At 69.7% G+C, this 19,764-nt stretch carries 19 protein-coding genes and 1 pseudogene; 7 read left to right on the forward strand and 13 right to left on the reverse strand.

The genetic code is table 11. The features are described 5' to 3' along the window. Window positions 1-458 precede the first annotated feature (458 nt). From G448_RS0102225 to G448_RS14815, 3 genes are all read left to right on the forward strand, one after another. The gene (locus G448_RS0102225) at window positions 459-1,946 is read left to right on the forward strand and encodes a dihydrolipoyl dehydrogenase family protein (RefSeq protein ID WP_026406649.1); all 1,488 of its coding nucleotides are present in this window, start codon (window positions 459-461) and stop codon (window positions 1,944-1,946) included. 161 nt (window positions 1,947-2,107) lie between these two features. Then, complete coding sequence (gene glmM, locus G448_RS0102230) at window positions 2,108-3,469, forward strand: phosphoglucosamine mutase (RefSeq protein WP_026406650.1); 1,362 nt, start codon at window positions 2,108-2,110, stop codon at window positions 3,467-3,469. Next, window positions 3,466-6,708 (forward strand): ATP-binding protein, encoded by a 3,243-nt coding sequence (locus tag G448_RS14815; RefSeq protein WP_084436243.1) that lies wholly within the window; start codon window positions 3,466-3,468, stop codon window positions 6,706-6,708. The genes glmM and G448_RS14815 overlap by 4 nt, the downstream gene beginning before the upstream one ends. A gap of 52 nt (window positions 6,709-6,760) precedes the next feature. Here the strand turns inward: G448_RS14815 and G448_RS0102240 are convergent, their stop codons facing one another. Continuing rightward, entirely contained in the window at window positions 6,761-7,597 is an 837-nt protein-coding gene (locus G448_RS0102240) for an ABC transporter permease (RefSeq protein ID WP_026406651.1), read from the reverse strand. Beyond that, complete coding sequence (locus G448_RS0102245) at window positions 7,594-8,658, reverse strand: daunorubicin resistance protein DrrA family ABC transporter ATP-binding protein (protein ID WP_026406652.1); 1,065 nt, start codon at window positions 8,656-8,658, stop codon at window positions 7,594-7,596. The genes G448_RS0102240 and G448_RS0102245 overlap by 4 nt, the downstream gene beginning before the upstream one ends. 151 nt (window positions 8,659-8,809) lie before the next feature. On the opposite strand from G448_RS0102245, the gene G448_RS0102250 reads away from it, so the two are divergent. The 3 genes from G448_RS0102250 to G448_RS0102260 all read left to right on the forward strand — a co-directional run bounded on the left by G448_RS0102250 (window position 8,810) and on the right by G448_RS0102260 (window position 10,272). Continuing rightward, entirely contained in the window at window positions 8,810-9,307 is a 498-nt protein-coding gene (locus tag G448_RS0102250; RefSeq protein ID WP_245572149.1) for a hypothetical protein, read from the forward strand. A gap of 87 nt (window positions 9,308-9,394) precedes the next feature. Next, entirely contained in the window at window positions 9,395-9,784 is a 390-nt protein-coding gene (locus G448_RS0102255) for a helix-turn-helix domain-containing protein (protein ID WP_026406654.1), read from the forward strand. Continuing rightward, entirely contained in the window at window positions 9,781-10,272 is a 492-nt protein-coding gene (locus tag G448_RS0102260) for a hypothetical protein (RefSeq protein WP_026406655.1), read from the forward strand. The genes G448_RS0102255 and G448_RS0102260 overlap by 4 nt, the downstream gene beginning before the upstream one ends. A gap of 75 nt (window positions 10,273-10,347) precedes the next feature. Here the strand turns inward: G448_RS0102260 and G448_RS0102265 are convergent, their stop codons facing one another. The 4 genes from G448_RS0102265 to G448_RS0102280 form a co-directional block, all read right to left on the reverse strand. Beyond that, window positions 10,348-11,340 carry a ketopantoate reductase family protein gene (locus tag G448_RS0102265; protein ID WP_026406656.1) on the reverse strand — a complete coding sequence of 331 codons (993 nt, stop codon included), beginning with the start codon at window positions 11,338-11,340 and terminating at the stop codon, window positions 10,348-10,350. Window positions 11,341-11,577: 237 nt separating this feature from the next. After that, window positions 11,578-12,072: a 30S ribosomal protein S9 gene (gene rpsI, locus G448_RS0102270; RefSeq protein WP_026406657.1), complete on the reverse strand. Its 495-nt coding sequence runs from the start codon at window positions 12,070-12,072 to the stop codon at window positions 11,578-11,580. A gap of 43 nt (window positions 12,073-12,115) precedes the next feature. Next, entirely contained in the window at window positions 12,116-12,559 is a 444-nt protein-coding gene (gene rplM, locus G448_RS0102275; RefSeq protein WP_026406658.1) for a 50S ribosomal protein L13, read from the reverse strand. A 295-nt stretch (window positions 12,560-12,854) separates the two neighbouring features. Further along, the gene (locus tag G448_RS0102280; RefSeq protein WP_026406659.1) at window positions 12,855-13,790 is read right to left on the reverse strand and encodes a tRNA pseudouridine synthase A; all 936 of its coding nucleotides are present in this window, start codon (window positions 13,788-13,790) and stop codon (window positions 12,855-12,857) included. Window positions 13,791-13,854: 64 nt separating this feature from the next. On the opposite strand from G448_RS0102280, the gene G448_RS0102285 reads away from it, so the two are divergent. Further along, window positions 13,855-14,628 (forward strand): ROK family protein, encoded by a 774-nt coding sequence (locus tag G448_RS0102285; protein WP_051268570.1) that lies wholly within the window; start codon window positions 13,855-13,857, stop codon window positions 14,626-14,628. A 108-nt stretch (window positions 14,629-14,736) separates the two neighbouring features. On the opposite strand, the gene G448_RS0102290 is transcribed toward G448_RS0102285, so the two are convergent. The 7 genes and pseudogenes from G448_RS0102290 to infA form a co-directional block, all read right to left on the reverse strand. After that, entirely contained in the window at window positions 14,737-16,095 is a 1,359-nt protein-coding gene (locus tag G448_RS0102290) for an Ig-like domain-containing protein (protein ID WP_169720815.1), read from the reverse strand. 436 nt (window positions 16,096-16,531) lie between these two features. Beyond that, a pseudogene (gene rplQ / locus G448_RS0102295) lies at window positions 16,532-16,958 on the reverse strand (50S ribosomal protein L17); the annotation flags it as partial. 32 nt (window positions 16,959-16,990) lie between these two features. Further along, window positions 16,991-17,992 (reverse strand): DNA-directed RNA polymerase subunit alpha, encoded by a 1,002-nt coding sequence (locus G448_RS0102300; RefSeq protein WP_026406663.1) that lies wholly within the window; start codon window positions 17,990-17,992, stop codon window positions 16,991-16,993. 169 nt (window positions 17,993-18,161) lie between these two features. Next, a complete protein-coding gene (rpsK, locus tag G448_RS0102305; RefSeq protein WP_008729415.1) occupies window positions 18,162-18,563 on the reverse strand; it encodes a 30S ribosomal protein S11 in 402 nt (133 codons plus the stop codon). A gap of 68 nt (window positions 18,564-18,631) precedes the next feature. Next, a complete protein-coding gene (gene rpsM, locus G448_RS0102310; protein WP_026406664.1) occupies window positions 18,632-19,006 on the reverse strand; it encodes a 30S ribosomal protein S13 in 375 nt (124 codons plus the stop codon). A 166-nt stretch (window positions 19,007-19,172) separates the two neighbouring features. Next, a complete protein-coding gene (gene rpmJ, locus G448_RS0102315) occupies window positions 19,173-19,286 on the reverse strand; it encodes a 50S ribosomal protein L36 (RefSeq protein WP_026406665.1) in 114 nt (37 codons plus the stop codon). 35 nt (window positions 19,287-19,321) lie between these two features. After that, window positions 19,322-19,543, reverse strand: a complete 222-nt coding sequence (gene infA / locus G448_RS0102320) for a translation initiation factor IF-1 (protein ID WP_003781847.1) — start codon at window positions 19,541-19,543, stop codon at window positions 19,322-19,324. Between the last annotated feature and the right edge of the window lie 221 nt (window positions 19,544-19,764).

The raw sequence follows: 19,764 nt of genomic DNA on the forward strand, positions 1-19,764 counted from the left end.
CCTACTTCCAGCGCTACGCGACGATCCGCGATGGCATCGCCGTAACCGCCGCCGAGGTCCGGGAGGGCGTGAACCTGGTGAATCTGCGGGAGAGCATCGCCCCGACTCGCGAGCGGGCCACCCTGGCACTGCGCGAGGACGCCCGGCACCGCATGCGCCGGGTCCTGCTGCGCAAGGCCTGAGTTCTCGCCGGATTCCCACCGGTCTTCGAGAGAGCGCAACCGGGATACGACCGGGTGCCGGCGGATCGTTCCCGCCCCGATCCGCACCCCATGATTCCCGCGCCCAGTCATCTGCAATACCGCGGCATTCCCCCGGAATCGACGATCATCGCAGCCCGACGCCATCAACGGCGAACGCATGGGAGAATCCCGAAATTTCCTGGAATCGATCAGCCAACGGCGCGCCCCGAGCCGGTGAGCGCCGATATGCGATCAGTATGTGACATTATCGGCGTCATGAATAGCGCCGTCGACATCAACAGCAATAGCGCGGCTCCCGGGTCCCGACTCGCCGGCTCCCGGGACTCTCATGATGTTCATGACGTTTATGACGTCGTCGTCATCGGCGCCGGGCCGGCGGGGGAGAACGTCGCTCAGTACGCGATCCGGAGAAGCGGTCTAAGCGCCGTGCTCGTCGAGGGCGGCCTGGTGGGCGGGGAGTGCTCGTACTACGCCTGCATGCCGAGCAAGGCGCTGCTCCGCCCGCTGGAGGTGGCAGCCGCCACCGCCCACCTCACGGGACTGGAGCCCGCCAGGGTCTCGGTGTCCGGGCTTCTCCGGCGCCGCGACAAATGGGTCTCCCAGTACGATGACGCCGGGCAGGTCTTCTGGGCGGCGAGCGCCGGCATCGATGTGATACGGGGCTGGGCGCGCCTGAACGGCGAGCGCCGAGTGGCGGTGAGCACTCCCGAGGGGAACCGCCTGCTCGAGGCCCGGCACGCCGTCGTCCTGGCAACGGGCTCGCAGCCCGTCGTCCCCCTCGAGCTGCAGGGAGTGCACGCATGGGGGTCGCGCGACGTCACCGCGATGCACGAGGTGCCCGGCCGGCTCATCATCGTCGGCGGCGGCGCGGTGGCCTGCGAGGCGGCGACCTGGATGTCCGCCCTGGGCAGCAAGGTGACCATGCTGGTGCGGGGATCGCGTCCGCTGTCCGGGTTCGAGCCCTTCGCCTCGCAGATCGTGGCCGACTCCCTGACCGAGAGGGGGGTCAGAATCCTCACCGGGGCCCGGGTGACCTCCTGCGAACGGACCGAGGCCTCCGACCGAGGCCTGGGCCTGATCCATGGCGGCGCGGTGCGCGTCGTCTGCGACCAGGACGTCCTCGAGGCGGACGAGATCCTCGTGTCCACCGGACGGCGGCCCTCCCTGGGCGGAGTCGGCCTGGACGTGGTGGGCCTGACCGCCGAGGACGTCGTCGGCGGCAGGTGCCCGGAGTGGCTCTACGCGGTGGGAGACGCCAGCGGGCAGACGGCCCTGACCCATATGGGCAAGTACCAGGCCCGGATCGTGGGCGAGGGGATCGCGGCGCACGCCGCCGGACGGGCGCCCGAGGCGGTGCCCGCGGGCATCCCGGTTCCCCAGGTGGTCTTCACCGACCCGCAGGCCGCCGCCACCGGGCTCACGCAGGCGCAGGCGCGCGATGCGGGTATGAACATCATCACCGCGCGCGTCGCCTACATCTCCTCCGCCGGGGCCGCGCTGCTCCGCGACGACGCCGACGGGGAGGCCGGCCTCGTCGTGGACCGCGCCACCCGCACCATCGTGGGCGCCACCTTCGTGGGCCCCGAGGCCGGTGAGCTCATCCACGCCGCCACCATCGCCATCACCGCCAAGATCCCGGTCCCATTGCTCCGCCACGCCGTGCCGGCCTACCCGACCGCCAGCGAGATCTGGCTGCGCCTCATCGAGTCCCTGCCGGCCGACATCCTCCACCCCGATCAGTGAGCCCGCCGACGGCGGGCGCCGGCGATCCGGGCGCACCGCGGCGGGAGGCGCCGCGCGCTCCCGCCAAGCGGATCCCGTCTCTCGACGTTCTCGTGCACCCGGGAGGAGTGGAAGGATGTGTGGTGCACTCGCGACACCTACCGCACAGGAGGAATCCGCTCATGACACGACTCTTCGGCACCGACGGCGTGCGGGGCCTGGCCAACGACCTGCTCACCCCGGCCCTCGCGGTCCAGCTCGGAGAGGCCGCCGCCCGCGTCCTGACCCGGGAGACCCCGGCCTCCAAGCGCTCCCGCTCCGGGCGCCCGCACGCCATCGTCGGTCGTGATACGCGCGCCAGCGGGGAGTTCCTCGACCACGCCATCAGCGCGGGTCTGGCCTCCTCGGGCGTCGACGTCACCCGCGTCGGCGTTCTGCCCACCCCGGCCATCGCCCACCTGACCGCCACGCAGGACATCGACCTGGGCGTCATGATCTCCGCGTCCCACAATCCCTTCCAGGACAACGGCATCAAGTTCTTCGCCCGCGGCGGCTACAAGCTCGACGACGCCGTCGAGGACGAGATCGAGTCGCTGCTGGGCAAAGTCGGGGACCTGCCCACCGGCGCCGGGGTCGGGCGCGTCATCAAGGGCGAGACGGTCGCCGACCAGAACTACATCAACCACCTCGTGGACTCCGTCGCCACGGATCTGTCGGGACTGCGCATCGTCGTGGACGCCTCCAACGGCGCCGCCAGCAACGTCGGCCCGGCCGCCCTGCGCGCCGCCGGGGCCGAGGTCATCGCGATCAACGCCTCCCCGGACGGCCTCAACATCAACGCCGACTGCGGCTCCACCCATCCCGAGCAGCTCCAGAACTACGTGCGGTCCGTCGGTGCCGACATGGGTGTGGCCTACGACGGGGACGCCGACCGCTGCCTCGCCGTCGACACCGAGGGCGACCTCGTGGACGGCGACCAGATCATGGGACTGCTCGCCGTGGGCATGAAGGCCGACGGCACGCTCGGCTCCGACACGCTCGTCGTGACCGTCATGAGCAATCTCGGGCTCATCCTGGCGATGCGCGAGCACGGCATCCGCATCGTCCAGACGGGTGTGGGCGACCGCTACGTGCTGGAGAAGATGCTTCAGGGCGGTTTCACCCTGGGCGGCGAGCAGTCCGGTCACGTCATCGACACCATCCACGCCACCACCGGAGACGGCGTGCTCACATCCCTGCGAGTGGCCGCCCGCCTCAAGCGCACGGGCAGGACCCTGGCCGAGCTGGCGAGCATCGTGACGCGGCTGCCCCAGACCCTGGTCAATGTCAAGGGAGTCGACAAGGCCTCCGCCGGCACCGACCCGGCCGTCCAGGACGCCGTCGCCGCGGCCGAGGCCGAGCTCGGCGAGACCGGACGAGTCCTCCTGCGCCCGTCCGGCACCGAGCCGCTCGTGCGCATCATGGTCGAGGCCTCCTCTCAGGAGACCGCCGACCGGATCGCGAACAGCCTGGCCGTCGTCGTCAAGGACAAGCTGTCCCTGTGACCCTTTCGCGTCCCGGGGCCGCCCCCGAGGCCCGTCGAGGACAGCAGCGCACCCGGGCGTCGTCCCGCTACCCCCTGACCCTGCTGGACCCGGCGCCCACCTGGCGCGGCGCCGCCCTGAGCGGCAGATCCCTCGACCTGCTCGCCGTTCTGGCCGACTGCGCCGATGCGAGCGCCGATGCGATCATCGGGGCCCTGTGGCCCCGGGACGCCCCGGCTCACCCGGTGCGCGCCCTGCACGTCGTCGTCTCCAGGACGCGCGTCCTGGTGGGCGAAGGAGTGATCGAACGCGTCGGCGACGGGTATCGGCTGGCGCTCCCCGCGACGAACGTCGATGCTCGCGACCTGGCCGCCCGGGCGGCACGAGCCCGGGCCTGCGCCGCTGCGGGCGACTGGGATCGGGTCCTGGCCCTGACGGACGACCTGCCCCGAGTGCCCGAGACGACTGCCCTGTCGGCTCCGGACGGTCGGGAAGCAGGGCCCCTCGCCCCGCTCCTGGCGCGGGCCGCCCGACACGCGGATGCCGCCCGCCGCGACAGAGCCCTCGCCCTGGAGGCCACCGGCGAGCACGAGCGGGCCGCGGTGCTGCTGCGCGAGGCCGCCGGGCGCGACGCCGGTGATGAGACCGTCCTCGCCGCTCTCATGCGCGCCGAGTCCTGGACCCGATCGCCCGCCGCCGCCCTGGAGATCTACGAGGAGCACCGCCGCCGGCTGCGCGATCGGGGGGCCGTTCCCGGACCGGCCATGCGCGCCGCCCACGAAGCGGTTCTGGCCGCCGAGAACCCTGTGCGTCGTGGTCTGGAGCCCGTTCCCGAGCACGTCCTGGGACGGGAGGCGGACGTGACCGGCGTGCTCAGGGCCCTGAGCACCCGCAGGCTGGTGACACTCACCGGGCCGGGCGGAGTCGGCAAGACGACCCTGGCCCGGGTGGTGGCGGCCCGCAGCCGTCGCCCCGCCGTCTACGTCGCCTCCCTCGCCGAGGTCCCGCCCGGCGCCGACCTGGCCAAAGTCCTCCTCGACGCCGTCGGGAGCCCCGGGGCGGCCGACGGCGACCCGCGCAGGTCCCTGGCCGCAGCCCTCGCCATGCCGGGGACCGTCCTCGTCCTGGACAACTGCGAGCACCTGGCCGACCAGGTCGCCGACCTCATCGGGCCGCTGCTGGCCACCTGCCCGGACCTGCGCGTCCTGGCGACCTCGCGCCGCCCCCTCGACCTGGGTGCGGAGCACGTCCACCGCCTCGAGCCGCTCGACACCGCCTCGGCGGCCGACCTCTTCCGCACCCGCGCCCTGGACGCCCGCCCCGGTCAAGTCATCGACGACGACGACCTGGGCGAGCTTCTGAGCCGGTTGGAGGGCATCCCCCTGGCCATCGAGCTGGCCGCCGCGCGCACCCGCAGCCTGTCGGTCGGCCAGATCGCCGAGCGTCTGCCCGGCAGGCCCGAGCTGCTCACCGCGGCCCGCGACGCCCCCGCCCGCCAGCGCACCCTGAGAGCGGTCATCGAGTGGTCCTGGAACCTGCTCGACGCCGCCGAGCGCCGCGCCATGGCGCGTCTGGCCCTGCTCGCCGAGGGCTTCACCCTCGCAGCCGCGGAGGCGCTCATCGGCGCGGAGGCCGCCGACCTCCTCGACGCCCTGGTCTCCCACTCCCTGCTCGTAGTGCGCGACCACGGCCTGCCCCGCTTTCACATGCTCGTCACCGTCCGCGACTTCGCCCTGGCGCAGCTGTCCGCCTCCGGCGACGAGGCCGAGGCCCGCGCGGCCCTGCACCGGTGGGCGGTGGACCTGTGCTCCCAGATCCGCTTTCCCGTGGACGCCGGCGACTTCGGAGATGCCCGTCACCCTGAGGCGCGCCACCACGACCGCCTCTTCCAGCAGGTCGCCCACGATGAGGCCGTCATCCTCCAGGAGCTCGACCGGCTCCTGGTGCAGGCCGAGGGCGAGGACGCGGGCCCCCTGCCGGCGGACCTGCGCGACGCGATCTGCCTCGTCGGCGCCGCGCTCATGCGCCTGTGGAGCGTGACCTGGAGCTATGAGCGCATCGCGGACTACGGCTCGCGCCTCATCGGTCCCGCCGCGCAACCGGCCCAGAACCCGCGTGGGAACGAGGCCGGCCTGAGCGTCCTGGCCATGTGCGTCACCCTCTTCGGGCTCCTGAGCCACGTGCCCGCACAGGTCCGTTCCCTGCTGCCGGCCTCCTTCGACGGCGAGGGGCCGTTCTCCCGGGTCAGGCGCTTCCTGCGTGCGAGCGACGAGCAGTGGCCCGAGCTGATAGACGACGCCGACCCCTGGGTCGCCTGGGCGGCGACCCGCTGCCTGGCCGCCCAGCAGGAGGACGACGGCGATCCTCAGGCCTCCCTGGAGACCATCGAGGCTCTCCTGGGGCGACTCCGCGGTCACGATCTGGCCGGCATTCACCTGCTCGAGCTTCACCTCCACCGGCTGCAGGTGCTCATGTCCCTGGGGCGTTACAGCCAGGTTGTTGACGCCTGCTCGCGCGCCCAGGTGCTCCTGGAGCGGGTTCTGCCCAGCTGGGGCAAGTTCTTCCGCACGACACTGCACATGGAGGGGGCCTACTGCGCGGTCTACCTCGATCCGCGCCCCGAGACGGCGGGCAGGCTGCTGGAGAGCCTGGAGCCCGTCGACCTGCCGGGAACCATACGCTTCATCGCCCGCTCCGTGCGCGGCGAGCTGGAGCTCACCCGTGGGAACGCGCGCACCGCCGCCCTCATCCAGCGCGTGAGCCTGCGCTACGCCGGGCACTGGCGCTCCATCCTGGGGGCCGGATCCCAGTGGGAGCTCTACATCCTGAGCATGTGCCTGATCACCGACGTCGAGCTCGCCCCGGACGATGCCGCTGAGCTCGACGCCGGCGCCATCCGCGCCCGAGCCGCCTCGCTGCTGCGCGACATCCTCTCCGACCCCGCCCCACGGCAGCGCGACATCCCCACCATCATGGCCTTCGCCGCGGCCGTCGGCCTGTCCTCCACGGCCGCCGCGCCCGCCGATTCCGACCGGCGCGGCGCGGGCATCGAACTGGTCGCCACCGCCCTGGCCGTGGGGACCAACCAGACCTGCCGCCTGCTCTCCCACGACTACCTGCGCACTCGCACCGAGCGGCTCGACGCCCGAGAGCTGGCGGAGGCCGAGGAGACGATCCGGGCCCTGGACCGCGCCCAGCTGGTCGCGCACGCGGCCGGTCTCGCCCGCCGTCTGGCGGGCGAGACCGGCCGGGATCACTGACACAGGGGAGACAACTGAGGATCAGTCGGGCGAGTGGCCCGGTCTCGTGCGCTCAGGCGTTGCGCCGCTGGTAGCGCCAGACCGTCAGGGGAGCCATGACGGCCAGCACCAGGAGCGATCCGATAATGGCGGCGCGCACGTCCCCGGCCGAGCCCGTCGTCCCGTCCAGCAGATAGCGGCACCCGTCCACGATGTGCGAGACCGGGTTGTTGCGCACGAAGGCCTTGAGCCAGCCCGGCAGCGTCGAGGTGGGCACCATCGCGTTGGACAGGAAGGTCAGCGGGAACAGAACGATGATCGTGAAGGAGGTGACCGCCTGGGCCGAGGAGAAGAGCGTCCCCAACAGCAGGAAGGTCCAGGCGATCGCCCAGGCGCAGCCCGTGGCCAGAGCGATGGAGCCGAGCGTCCCCGACCAGCCGTTGACGGGCCGATAGCCCAGGACGTAGCCGGTGAGCACGGTCAGCGACGTGCAGACGAGGTAGCGCAGCACGTCGGAGACCATGGGGCCCAGGACGGGCGCGATGCGGGACATCGGCATGGTGCGGAAGCGGTCGAAGACGCCCTTGTCCATGTCCTCGCGCAGGTCCACGCCCACGCTCTGGCTCGTGGTCAGCGCGTTCATGATGATGAGACCCGGCACGACCGTGGGCAGGTAGGCCTTGACGTCCCCGGCGATGGCGCCGCCGAAGAGCTCGCCGAACAGGACGGTGAACATCACCGGCTGGATGAGGATGTCGTAGAACTCCCCCGGGTTGCGCACCATGGCGATCAGTGAGCGCCAGGCCATGGCCAGGGTGTCCGAGGCCAGACGCGCCTCACTGAAGCGGGAGACTCCGGGGTGCGGGACCGTGCTGGTCGACAGGGTGGATGCTGCTGCGGGCGAGGTCATGACTGCTCCTTGACGTCGGTGGAAGAGGATGCCGGGGAGGAGAGGGAGGGCGCCGACGGCATGGCGGAGGAGTCGGGCGAGGTCGCCTCGTCGTCCTCATGGGGTCGTCCGGTCAGGGCCATGAAGACCGAGTCCATGCTGGGGCGGTCCACCGAGATGGTCCTGGGGGACAGACCGGCGTCCCGCAGGGCCACGAGCACCTCGGTGGCCGCCGAGGCCCTGCTCAGCGGTACCTGCAGACGCACGCTCTGGACGCCCGGGTTGACCACCGCCGGAGCGCGACCGGTGACCCGCTCGACGACCTCGGCGGTCGCGGCCTGGTTCTCGGGCGCCGCCGGGGTCAGGACGAGCGAGCTGCTGCCCACCCGGTCCTTGAGCTCGTCGGACGTGCCCTCGGCGATGAGCCGACCGGCGTCGATGATGCCGACCCGGTGGGCCAGGCGGTCGGCCTCCTCCAGGTACTGGGTGGTCAGCAGGATCGTCGAGCCGCCCTCGACCAGGGAGCGGATGACGTCCCACATCTGCTCGCGCGTGCGCGGGTCCAGACCGGTGGTGGGCTCGTCCAGGAAGACGAGCGGGGGCTGGGCGATGAGGGAGACGGCCAGGTCCAGCCGACGCCGCATCCCACCGGAGTAGCTGTTCACCCGCTTGCCGCCCGCCTCGGTCAGGCTGAAGGCGGCCAGAAGCTCATCGGCCCGCTCGCGCGCTCGACGTCGGCCAAGGCCCAGCAGGCGCCCGAAGAGCCGCAGGTTCTCCGCCCCGGTGAGCATCTCGTCGACGCTGGCGTACTGGCCCGTGACCCCGATGAGGCTGCGTACGGCATGACGCTCCCGGACGACGTCGTGCCCCAGGATCGCCGCCCGACCGCGGGTGGGCGCCAGCAGGGTGGTGATCATGCGCAGAGCCGTCGACTTGCCGGCTCCGTTGGGGCCGAGCAGGCCGTAGACGATGCCGACGGGGATCTCCAGATTCAGGGACTCGACGGCGGTGAAGGAGCCGAAGGTCCGCGTCAGGCCATCGGTCCTGATGGCCGGGGGCGGTGCGGTTGTCGTGACTGTCATGCCCCCGAGGCTGGGCCCGCGCGGTTTCACCCCGCCTTCACGCCGGCTCCGCCGGGTTTCACCCTCCGGGCCGAGTGGGTAGGGGCTACCATCCTCGTGAGCTGCTCCAGACACCCCGAGGAGTCCCTATGAGAACGTTCTTATCGCGAGCGTGGTCGTGGTGACCGCCCTTCTCAATGACAAGGTCTACGGCTATGGGGCTCGTTCGTGCCGCCTTGGCGGGCACTGGAAGCACGCGGTGGACAACGGCGGGCGACCCTACCTGACCAAGGAGATGAGTGAGCTGCGGGCGTGCGGCGTCAGTGACGACGAGTGGCAGATGCTCCTGGCTGAGGTCAACCAACTGCTCCAGGATGCCGCAGCTGGTCATCTCAACTTCGACAACAGCTACAACAAGGGCGTCGTCTGCAAGGCTCGCAGCGTGCACGACGTACTCGAGGCCCGCATGGAGCTGACCATCAACCTCGACGGAGAGCAGCGTCATCTACGCCTGTACTTCAGCGAGCCGGACGATGAGGACAGTCTGCTGCTCTCGCTCAGCTTCCGCCACAAGCGAGGAGAAGGGATCGGGCTGAAGGAGCAGGACCAGCACATCGCCGAGGCGCAGAAGCGCTTCGACTCCTGGTCGCAGACGCGGCGGATGAGGTGATGTGAGATGCGCCGAAACGTCACTCAGGAACGTGGAGCAGAGGCTAGTATGTCATCACCGACATATCCCACAAGGTGGTGAGAGCACATGGACATCTACGAACTTCTCGGCGAGGATCCAGGCGCCCCCGGCCACAGGCACGCGCGCAGCCTGGTGGCTGCCGACCGGGCGCTGGTCCGCGACCTGGTCGCCGTGCGCGAGTGCAGCGGAATGACTCAGGCCGACGTCGCGCGTGCCATGGGCACCGACCAGGCCTCCATCTCCCGGTTCGAGTCGGGCCACTCGGACGCCCACCTGTCCACGGTACGGCGTTACGCCAAGGCCGTGGGCGCACTCATCCGCCACGAGGTGGTACCAGTCGACGAGCATGCCGTTCGCCTGACCGCCCGCGGCGCGGGCATGTCCGACTACAAATGGGACTCATCCTCCACTGAGGCGGCACGCCGAGCCTCCGGAGACAAGCTGGTGGGAGCATGACGTCTGCACCGAGTCGTGGCGAGACGGACGATCAGAGCCTCTCGCTGCGATCAGCCACCGTCCTGCAACTCCAGACCTTCCGTGTCATCTGCCAGCCGCAGGCCGTGGAGCAGGGCTTCATCCACTGGAGCATCAGTCCGGTTGAGGTGCAGAAGACGCCGGAGGAGATCCCTCCGGTCTACGCCCTCGTCGGTGACCTTGCCATTGGGGCGGAGGAGTGGTTCGTCGGCGCAACAGCCGGCATCGTGTTCGCTGTTGCCGACAACGAGGCCCACGAGATCGCGACGCGGGAAGACCTCGAGGCTGTTGCGCAACGCTACGGCCCCTGGGCCGCACGCGTCTTGTGGGATCATGTCTCGGCTGCTGCGCGTACGGTATCCGCGCTCTGCCACGGGAGCGCGAGTCGCATCGACATCCCCGGGACCATGCCGGATGTCGCCTATCCCTCCATGGCCGAGCAGGCCGATCGCGCCACGAACGACGAGTAGCGACCCGGCGCCCGGTCGGCCGGGGCCGCTGCCGGATGGGCCCGGCACGGGGTGCTGCGTCTTCCGCCGGCCCTCTTAACGACGATCAGTATCGACATCGCCGGATTCATGACGAGCCGCCTTGGCCCGGGCCGCCTCGTAGCTCTCGTAGAAGACGGGGGCGGGAATCCCGTTGACCCGGCCCTGCTCGTAGACGGTTCCGCAGACGAACAGCAGGTCGCCGGTGTTGCCGTGCAGCGTCATGATCCTGCGCGTGAGGAGATTCCTGGCGAACATGCGTTTCATCAGGGGAGCGGAAACGACTGTCGGCAGCCTGTAGGCGAACATCTCGCCGCGGTAGCGCCTCAGGTCGACGCCGCGCGACGCCACGATCCGCGACGTCTCACGGATCGCCCTGACCACTCGGGCGAGCATCCTGGTCGAGCCCATGAGCTGCTCGGCGGAGCGCGTCGTGTCCTCGATGCCGCCGTGCATCCCCGCCACGGCGCCGACGCCGGCATTGATCGCCATGTGCAGCCAGATCCACTCGAGCATGTCGTAGGGGCGCTCGAGGCCGATGCCGCAGGAGGCGAACAGCGCCTCCACCCGCTCGTAGCCGGAGAATCGGGCCTTGTCGCGCCGCTCCAGCATGACGTGGTCGAAGACGCAGCAGGTGAGCCGGCTCCCCGTGATGCTCCCGCCCGCCACCGGGTACCCCAGGATGACGTCGCGGTCGGCCGCCAGGCGATTGAGCTCCTCGCGCTCCCCCCAGAACCCGCAGAACAGAAGAACGGGCCCCTCGATGCCGTCCGCATCGAGGTTGCCCATCACCTCGGCGACTCTGCCTTGCGGCACCGAGACCAGGATGAGGTCGTAGCTGGTGCGCGTCCGGTGGCGAACGCCATAGCGGTCGTGGGACAGCGCGCCTTTCGGATCGCTGCGGCCATCGAGGATCTCCACCTCGAGCGAGCGGATCTCGGCCCTGGCACTGCTCTCCCGGACCAGGTGCTCAACGTGCTGACCGGCCTTCTGGAAGAGGTACCCGTACGTCGCCCCGATCACCCCCAGGCCGACGACGAGGATACTCATGGGCGCCTTGTGCGCTCGCTGTGCTGTCATGGCTGTCATGCCAGGAGGTTGGACCCCCACGGTTTCGCATCGCCTTCACTGCGGTGTCGCGCGGGCCCTGATGGCTCATGACATCGGGACGACGATCCCACTCGGCGCGCCTCGGAGCGCGCACAACGGCGCCCCGCCGTCCACCGTCGAGATGACGGGGAGGCGGGGCGCGGCGCATGTGCGCGGGTCTGGTGCCGCGGCGTCGAATCAGCGCTTGGAGTACTGCGGAGCGCGGCGTGCCTTGTGCAGTCCGGCCTTCTTGCGCTCGACCACGCGGGCGTCGCGGGTCAGGAAGCCCGCCTTCTTGAGAGTGGCGCGATTGGCGTCACGGTCGATCTCGTTGAGGGCTCGGGCGATGCCCAGACGCAGGGCTCCGGCCTGTCCGGAGACACCACCGCCGTTGATGCGGGCGATGACATCGAAACGCCCTTCGAGGTCGAGGACGGTGAAGGGGGCCCTCACGAGCTGCTGGTGCAGCTTGTTGGGAAAGTAGTCCTCCAGGCTCCGCCCGTTGAGGGTCCACTGACCGGTGCCGGGAATGAGACGGACGCGGGCAACGGCTTCCTTGCGGCGGCCCAGGCCGGCGCCGGGAGCGGTGACGGACCGACCGCGGCCCTCGGAGGAGCCGGCGGACTCGGTGGTGTAGCTGGAGGGGACGCTCTCCCCGTCCAGCGTATCGATATCGACAGTGGTCTCAGCCACGATGTGTCCTTTGCTTGTCGCGGTGTGCCGAGCGCCAGAGCGCTTACTGGGCGACCTGGGTGATTTCGAAGGCCTGCGGGTTCTGCGAGGCGTGCGGATGCTCCGCGCCCGCGTAGACCTTGAGCTTCTTGAGCTGAGCGCGGCCGAGCTTGGTGTGAGGCACCATGCCCTTGATGGCCTTCTCGACAGCGCGCTCGGGACGGTTCTCCAGCAGGTCGCGATAGGAGACCGCCCTGAGGCCGCCGGGATAGCCCGAGTGGCGGTAGGCGAACTTCTTGTCGGCCTTGCCGTTGGTCAGGACGACCTTGTCGGCGTTGACGATGATGACGTAGTCGCCGCAGTCCTCATTGGGGGCGAACCGGGGCTTGTGCTTCCCACGGAGCAGGTTCGCGGCCTGAGCCGCGAGGCGGCCGAGAACGACATCGGTGGCGTCAATGACGTACCAGTTCTTCTCGACGTCGCCAGGCTTCGGTGTGTACGTGCGCACGGGCGTTGCCTTCGTTTCTCTTTGGCGAGTGGACACGTCGGCTCCAGCACTGAAGCATCACTGGACGACGAGACCACCGTGGTCGGGTGAGTGGTCGGAGCACCGGAGACCCGGGCGAGTGGGATAACACCACGGATGCAATCACGTGCTGCACGACGGTTACCAACGATACCGGCGATACGGGAGAAGGGTCAAAGAAACAGCTCCGCCCCGCATCGTGAATCCCGCCACGCGCCCCCGGCTGCCCGGGACGTCGCCGACGACCGTTCCCGGCCGCCACGCGCCTCCGCCGGCGTCAGCAGGTGCGGCGACGCACGACTCGGGCGCGGGCCGCCTGCGCGGCCGCGTCATCGTCGGCCGGATAAACGACCTCCTCCAAAGTGAGGCCGTGGGGAGGAGCGACCGGTGCGGCGCCATCGCGCGAGCGCATCGCCAAGAGCTCCCCGGGCCATGCCGGTGACTTGCGCCCTTGTCCGACGGCGAGCCCGGCGCCTACCAGTGACCGCACCATGGAGTGGCAGAAGGCGTCGGCCACCACGTCAAGGGTGACGAGCCCGGCGTCACCACGGGCGTCATCGGCCCTGCGCCGCCAGTCCAGGCGGCGCAGGGTACGGATGGTCGTCGCCCCGGCCCGCGGCCTGCAGTAGGACAGGAAGTCGTGCTCGCCCAGGAGAGGAGCGGTCGAGGAGGCCATGGCGGCGACGTCGAGGGAGTCGGGGAGCCACAGGACGGTGCCACGGCGAGTCGGGTCCCTCCGGGCGCCGGCGTCGGCGATCCGGTAGGTGTAGCGACGACTGAGGGCGGAGAACCGGGCATCGAAGGAGCCGGGCACCACGCGGGCGCCGACGACCGCGATATCGGCGGCTCCGCGAGGTGTGCCGGGCAGACTGCTTCGGGCCTCGCGCGTCAGGACCCCTGCCAAACGGGTGAGCAGAGCGGCCTCGGGGAGCCGATCGGAGCGGCCGGGCAACCGCGACCAGGCCTCCTCGCTCACATCCAGATGCACCACCTGCGCGGCGGCGTGGACACCGGCATCGGTACGACCGGCCACCGTCAGCTTCACGGGACAGCGCAGAACGGTGCTCAGCGCGGAGGCGAGGACGCCCTCGACGGTGCGCAGCCCCGGCTGCGCGGCCCAGCCGTTGAAGGCGGAGCCGTCGTAGGAGAGGTCGAGGCGCACTCGGAGGGTCTGCGGCCCGCACTCCCGGGCGGTGGGAGGAGCATCGGTCATGACGCCATTCGATCACGTCCGCGCACCCGCCGTCGGACGCGCCGCCGCAGTCGACGGTAGCGTCATGCCCGTGACCACGATCTTCACGCTCTCCGTCGACTGCGGCGGCGGCGGAATCAAGGCGTCGGTGCTCGATGCCGAGGGCGCCATCGTCTCCCGTGCCGTGCGCACCCCCACGCCCTACCCGCTGCCGCCCGTCAAGCTGGTCGAGACGATCTCAGGCCTTGCCGAGCAACTGCCCGACGCCGACCGCGTCACCGTGGGCATGCCGGGCATGATCCGCCATGGCGTCGTCATCGCCACGCCCCACTACATCACCCGGGACGGCCCTCGGTCGCGGGTGCTGCCCGAGCTGGTCGAGCAGTGGGCGCGTTTCGACATGGGCAGGGCGATCAGTAACCGCCTCGGCATCCCCTCCCTCATTCTCAACGACGCCGAGGTGGCGGGCTGCGGAGTCGTCACCGGCCACGGCCACGAGATGATCGTGACGTTGGGAACGGGACTGGGCAACGCGGTCTTCGACAACGGGTTGCTCGCCCCGCACGTCGAGGTCTCCCAGGGTCCGGTGCGCTGGGGGCTGACCTACGACGACTACATCGGAGAGCACGAGCGCCTGCGCCTGGGTGACGCGCACTGGTCGCGCCGCGTGCGACGGGTGGTCGATGCCCTGCGACCCATGTACTTGTGGGACCGCCTGTACCTCGGCGGTGGGAACTCCCGTCGCATCACCGCCTTCCAGCTGAACAGGATCGGCGACGACGTCGTCGTGGTCCCCAACGAGGCGGGCATGACCGGCGGCGCGCGGTGCTGGGACATGACTCGCGGCGCCGGCGCCTGAGAACCTCAGTCCGCCGGACATGCATCGGCCCCCGACTCTCCGCGAGTCGGGGGCCGATGAGAGCGGATGCGCTATCGACGCGCTCGGCCTCGTGCGCTATGAGGCGCCTCAGGCGCGGCGGCGAGCCAGCTTCAGACCCAGACCACCAGCGGCGAGAGCGGCAACAGCGACCAGGCCGGTCACGCCGGCAGCGGCACCGGTGCGAGCAAGCGCGGGCTTCTTGGCCTCGGGCGTCTTCGAAGCGGCCGGCTGGCTGGCGGAGGGCTCCTGCGGACCGGCGGGAGCCGGGTCCGCAGGCGCCGCGGGAGCCGGGTTCTCAGGCGCGGGAGCGGCGGGAGCCGGGTTCTCAGGCGCGGGGCCGACGGGACCGCGCTCCTCGGGAACGGGAGCGGCCGGCGGAGCGGGCTCGTCCGGGATCGGCGGGGCGGTGGGACGCTCGTGGATCTCCGGAACGCCCTTGGAGCTGGTCGGCGAAGGAGTCGGCTCCTGCATGGAGGGCGACGAGGGGGAGGAGCTGGGCTCAGGCGTGACGCTGGGCTCGGTCGTCGGAGTCGGCGTGGCGGGCGGAGTGGGGTTGGAGCCGTCGCCGTCACCGGAGCCGACGGTCATCGCCCTCGCCTCGGCGACCTGGTTCTTGCCGTTCACCGTCGCCGTGTTGCCGGCGGTGTCCACGGCCGAGGTGGACGTGTAGTAGACGCGGCACACGGTCTCCGTGGAGGACGTCGTCCAGGTCAGCGTGTGAGTGGCCTCGTCATTCTTGACGTCCGCCGGAATCCACGTCTTGGACCAGTCGGTGTCCGTGCACTCGACATTGTGGAAGGCGGCATCGGCGTCGACGATGGTGTAGGACGTCGCGCCGTAGACGTTGACCGCCCACGTCCACGTGTACGTGCCGTTCTTCAGGTCGCTCAGCCACCCGGTCTTGATGGTCTTCTTCAGGGGCTGCTCGGGGATCACCCCATCGCAGTGGTCCGTGTCGCAGACGCCGTCGCCATCGCTGTCACCCGGAACGACCTTGAAGTCCTTGCCGTTGACATTGATCGTCGTCTCCTTCTGGCCGATCAGCTCGTTGGTGATCTGACCGCGGGCCCACAGGGTGCCGTCGATGTGGCTCCACTGCTCGACGGTGGAGTTGAGAGTGCAGGTGAGGTGCTTCGAGTTGATCTCGGCGGTGCAGTCTCCGAGGTCGACGCTGTCGTCGCCCTTCTTGACGAGCTTGAAGTCAACGCCGCTGGCCCAGCGCAGTCCGTTGCCGAGATCGACTGTCAGAGTCTGCCCGGCCTTGGGGGAATCGGCGGTCCAGTCGGCGTTGATGCCGATCTCCTGCCACGCTTCGGCCTGCCTCGACGTCGTGACGACATTGGTGACCTTCACCGGCGTCGAGTCGTCGGCCTGCGCCGCCGGCACAGCCGCGGCGGCCCATCCCAGGGTCGTGGCGAGGCCGGCGGCTGCGAACACACCGACCATACGCCGCGCCAGGGAGCGGGTGACCGACCTGCTGGCAATTGTTCTTGCTAGAGGCATGGGAACTCCATAGGGGTAGATCGCAACTTGAGTTACCGGTTCAGCGTAGCGCGATCGTGATCGAAGAGAAACCTCATGAGGCGCGTTTATCAAATTCAAGCGTGAGCCTTGTCACGACAAAGATGTCATTCTGAGATGCAGGCGACAGAAGCGCGGAAGAGTGCGGAAGAGGGGACGGGAAACAACTGTGGGGCCCTCCCGCCGTTCGGCGGGAGGGCCCCACAGGACGAGCCGAGGGCTATCGGGGCTCAGGCGTCGTCCTCCCGGGCCGCGCCCGCATCGGCGACGGACTCCGCGTCGTCCGCCGAGCTCGTCGACTCCTCCGACTCACCGGCCGCCCTGGCCCCGGCGGCCTCGACGGGACCGGCGCCCGAGGCCTCGGCGGCGGCCTTCGCCGCGGCCCTGCCGGCCGTCGTGACGGCATCGGCCACGACCTCCTTCTTGGCCACGGGCTCGAGCACGAGTGAGATCACGGCCATGGGGGCGTTGTCGCCCTTGCGCGGCAGAGTCTTGACGATGCGGGTGTAACCGCCGTCGCGTCCCTCGAGCTGCGGGGCGATCTTCTCGAAGAGGCGGTACACGGCGTACTTGTCCGTCACCTTCTTCAGCACGGTGCGGCGGGCGTGCAGATCACCGCGCTTGCCCTTGGTGATGAGCTTCTCGACGTAGGGGCGCAGGCGTCGGGCGCGGGCCTCCGTCGTCGTGATCGACTCGTGGACGAGGAGCTGCGTGGCGAGGTTGGCCAGCATGTGGCGCTCGTGCTGGGCGGAGCCGCCCAGGCGAGGGCCTTTGGTGGGGCGAGGCATTGTTCTGTCTCCTAATGAAATGACGGGCGGGCTCAGGCCTGCTGCTCGTCGCTGAACGTGGGGCTGGTGTAGTCGTCCTCGGAGACGTAGTCGACCGGGGATCCCTTGAGGGACAGGCCCAGCTCGGCCAGCTTCTCCTTGATCTCGGAGATCGACTTGGCACCGAAGTTGCGGATGTCGAGCAGGTCCGCCTCACTGCGCGCGACGAGCTCGCCGACGGTGTGAATACCCTCGCGCTTGAGGGCGTTGGAGGAGCGCGCCTGCAGATCCAGCTCGTCGATCATGAGCGCCAGGTCCTGCTGCAGAGCCTGGTCCATGGGCGAGGGGCCGACCTCGATGCCCTCCGCCTCGACGTTGAGCTCGCGAGCGAGCCCGAAGAGCTCGACCAGCGTCTTGCCCGCGGAGGCCAGGGCGTCGCGGGGGGTCATGGAGGCCTTCGTCTCGACATCGACGATGAGACGGTCGAAGTCGGTGCGCTGCTCGACTCGGGTGGCCTCAACGGCATAGGAGACCTTCTTGACGGGCGAGTAGATCGAGTCCACGGGAATCCGGGAGATCTCCGCGTTCGGATCCTTGTTCTGGTTGGCCGAGACGTAACCGCGACCGCGCTCGACCGTCAACTCGATCTCGAGCTTTCCCTTCTCGTTGAGGGCGGCGATCACAAGTTCCGGATTGTGGATCTCGACGCCGGCAGGCGGGGTGATGTCGCCGGCGGTGACAACGCCCGGACCGGACTTGCGCAGGTACATGACGACGGGCTCGTCGTTCTCGCTCGAGAGCACGATCTCCTTGATGTTGAGGATGATCTGCGTGACATCCTCCTTGACTCCGGCGATGGTGCGGAACTCGTGCGGAACTCCGTCGATGCGCACGGACGTCACGGCCGCGCCCGGGATGGACGACAGCAGCGTCCGGCGCAGGGAGTTGCCGAGCGTGTATCCGAAACCGGGCTCGAGGGGCTCGATGACGAATCGCGAGCGGCGGTTCTCCTCGACGACCTCCTCGGAGAGCGCGGGTCGCTGTGCAATGAGCACTGGGTTTCCTTTCGTCGCGGCGCCCGCTATATGACGCCGTTCCTCATGGTGCGGCTGCCGTCGGGACGGGACCCGGGCGGCGGCCGGCCCATCCCGGCGGGATGAGCCCGTTCAGTCGTCGGCGCCCCCGACCCTTCGGATGAGCGGGGACGCCGACTCCCGTGGAGCCTCAGACGCGGCGGCGCTTCGGAGGACGGCAACCGTTGTGGGCCTGGGGAGTCACGTCCGTGATGGAACCGACCTCGAGGCCCGCGGCCTGGAGGGAGCGGATGGCGGTCTCGCGACCGGAGCCCGGTCCCTTGACGAAGACATCGACCTTCTTCATGCCGTGCTCCTGCGCCCGACGAGCGGCCGCCTCCGCAGCGAGCTGGGCGGCGTAGGGCGTGGACTTGCGAGAGCCCTTGAAACCAACCTGACCGGATGAGGCCCAGGCGATGACAGCGCCGTGGGGGTCGGTCAGGGACACGATCGTGTTGTTGAAGGTCGACTTGATGTAGGCGTGACCATGGGTCACGTTCTTGCGGTCCTTGCGGCGCGGCTTGCGCACGGCGGAGCGGGTCTTGGGAGGCATTCTTCCTTCTTCTTCGATGAGGTCGTCGTTCCACGGCGGGCGATCGAGCCGGCGCCGTGGGCTGCTGCTTACTTGGCCTTCTTCTTACCGGCAACGGTGCGCTTGGGGCCCTTGCGGGTACGCGCGTTGGTCTTGGTGCGCTGACCGTGAACCGGGAGGTGACGGCGATGGCGCAGGCCCTGGTAGCAGCCGATCTCGATCTTGCGGCGGATGTCGGCCTGGACCTCGCGGCGAAGGTCGCCCTCCACCCGGTAGCTCGCCTCGATGTGACCGCGCAGGGCGACCAGCTCGTCCTCGGTGAGGTCCTTGACACGGGTGTCCGGATTGATCCCGGTGGCCGCGAGGGTCTCGCCCGCGCGGGTGCGGCCGATCCCGAAGATGTAGGTCAGGGCGACCTCGACTCGCTTGTCACGAGGCAGGTCGACACCGGAAATACGTGCCACTGCAGTGGTTCTCCTCATGTGCTCCCGGAGGTCGTCACCCGCCTCTCCGCCACGTGCCGGACGGCCCCGGCCTCCGAGAACCGGGGGTTGCGGTGTCGACGCGAGCCGATCGCCGCTGAGGTGGATGCTGATGTTGTGGCCACTGGCGAGGTGACCGCGCGAGGGCTCAGCCCTGACGCTGCTTGTGCCGCGGGTTGGAGCAGATGACCATGACGCGGCCATGGCGACGAATCACCTTGCAGTTGTCACAGATCTTCTTCACGCTCGGCTTGACCTTCATGATGTTCCTCCGTCGTCCCCGTGCGGGGAGGACTGTCACTTGTACCGATAGACGATGCGGCCGCGAGACAGATCGTAGGGGCTCAGCTCCACGACCACGCGGTCCTCGGGGAGGATGCGGATGTAGTGCTGCCGCATCTTGCCGGAGATGTGCGCGAGCACGACGTGCCCGTTGCTCAGCTCCACCCGGAACATCGCGTTCGGAAGGGCCTCGACGACCGAACCCTCGACCTCGATGACGCCATCCTTCTTAGCCATGTTCCTCCGCCGGTGCTTTCTCGCTCGAGTTCCTCCGACGACGTCGCCGCCGGACGACGCGCTCTCGGGCCCGGTGCCCGCCCGCGCCGTCGCGGAAACCCCGCGCGGACTGAGGACGCGAGCACGCCGGACCGCCTGGCGCACCGACTGCCAAGAATACGACAGGCCGCTCGTATACCACCATGCGAGATCGAACGTCGCAGTGGTGTTTCCGGACACAC

This window comes from Actinomyces gerencseriae DSM 6844, assembly GCF_000429265.1.
GTDB lineage: Bacteria > Actinomycetota > Actinomycetes > Actinomycetales > Actinomycetaceae > Actinomyces > Actinomyces gerencseriae.

Coding starts and splice junctions, on each gene's coding strand:
- rpsK (WP_008729415.1), bottom strand. CDS start 18,563: ATGCCTCCCAAGACCCGCTCCGCCGTGCGCAAGCCGCGCCGCAAGGAC.
- G448_RS0102290 (WP_169720815.1), bottom strand. CDS start 16,095: ATGGTCGGTGTGTTCGCAGCCGCCGGCCTCGCCACGACCCTGGGATGG.
- G448_RS0102255 (WP_026406654.1), top strand. CDS start 9,395: ATGGACATCTACGAACTTCTCGGCGAGGATCCAGGCGCCCCCGGCCAC.
- G448_RS0102265 (WP_026406656.1), bottom strand. CDS start 11,340: ATGAGTATCCTCGTCGTCGGCCTGGGGGTGATCGGGGCGACGTACGGG.
- G448_RS0102245 (WP_026406652.1), bottom strand. CDS start 8,658: ATGACAGTCACGACAACCGCACCGCCCCCGGCCATCAGGACCGATGGC.
- G448_RS0102280 (WP_026406659.1), bottom strand. CDS start 13,790: ATGACCGATGCTCCTCCCACCGCCCGGGAGTGCGGGCCGCAGACCCTC.
- infA (WP_003781847.1), bottom strand. CDS start 19,543: ATGGCTAAGAAGGATGGCGTCATCGAGGTCGAGGGTTCGGTCGTCGAG.
- glmM (WP_026406650.1), top strand. CDS start 2,108: ATGACACGACTCTTCGGCACCGACGGCGTGCGGGGCCTGGCCAACGAC.
- G448_RS0102285 (WP_051268570.1), top strand. CDS start 13,855: ATGCCCGTGACCACGATCTTCACGCTCTCCGTCGACTGCGGCGGCGGC.
- G448_RS0102260 (WP_026406655.1), top strand. CDS start 9,781: ATGACGTCTGCACCGAGTCGTGGCGAGACGGACGATCAGAGCCTCTCG.
- G448_RS0102225 (WP_026406649.1), top strand. CDS start 459: ATGAATAGCGCCGTCGACATCAACAGCAATAGCGCGGCTCCCGGGTCC.
- G448_RS0102240 (WP_026406651.1), bottom strand. CDS start 7,597: ATGACCTCGCCCGCAGCAGCATCCACCCTGTCGACCAGCACGGTCCCG.
- rpmJ (WP_026406665.1), bottom strand. CDS start 19,286: ATGAAGGTCAAGCCGAGCGTGAAGAAGATCTGTGACAACTGCAAGGTG.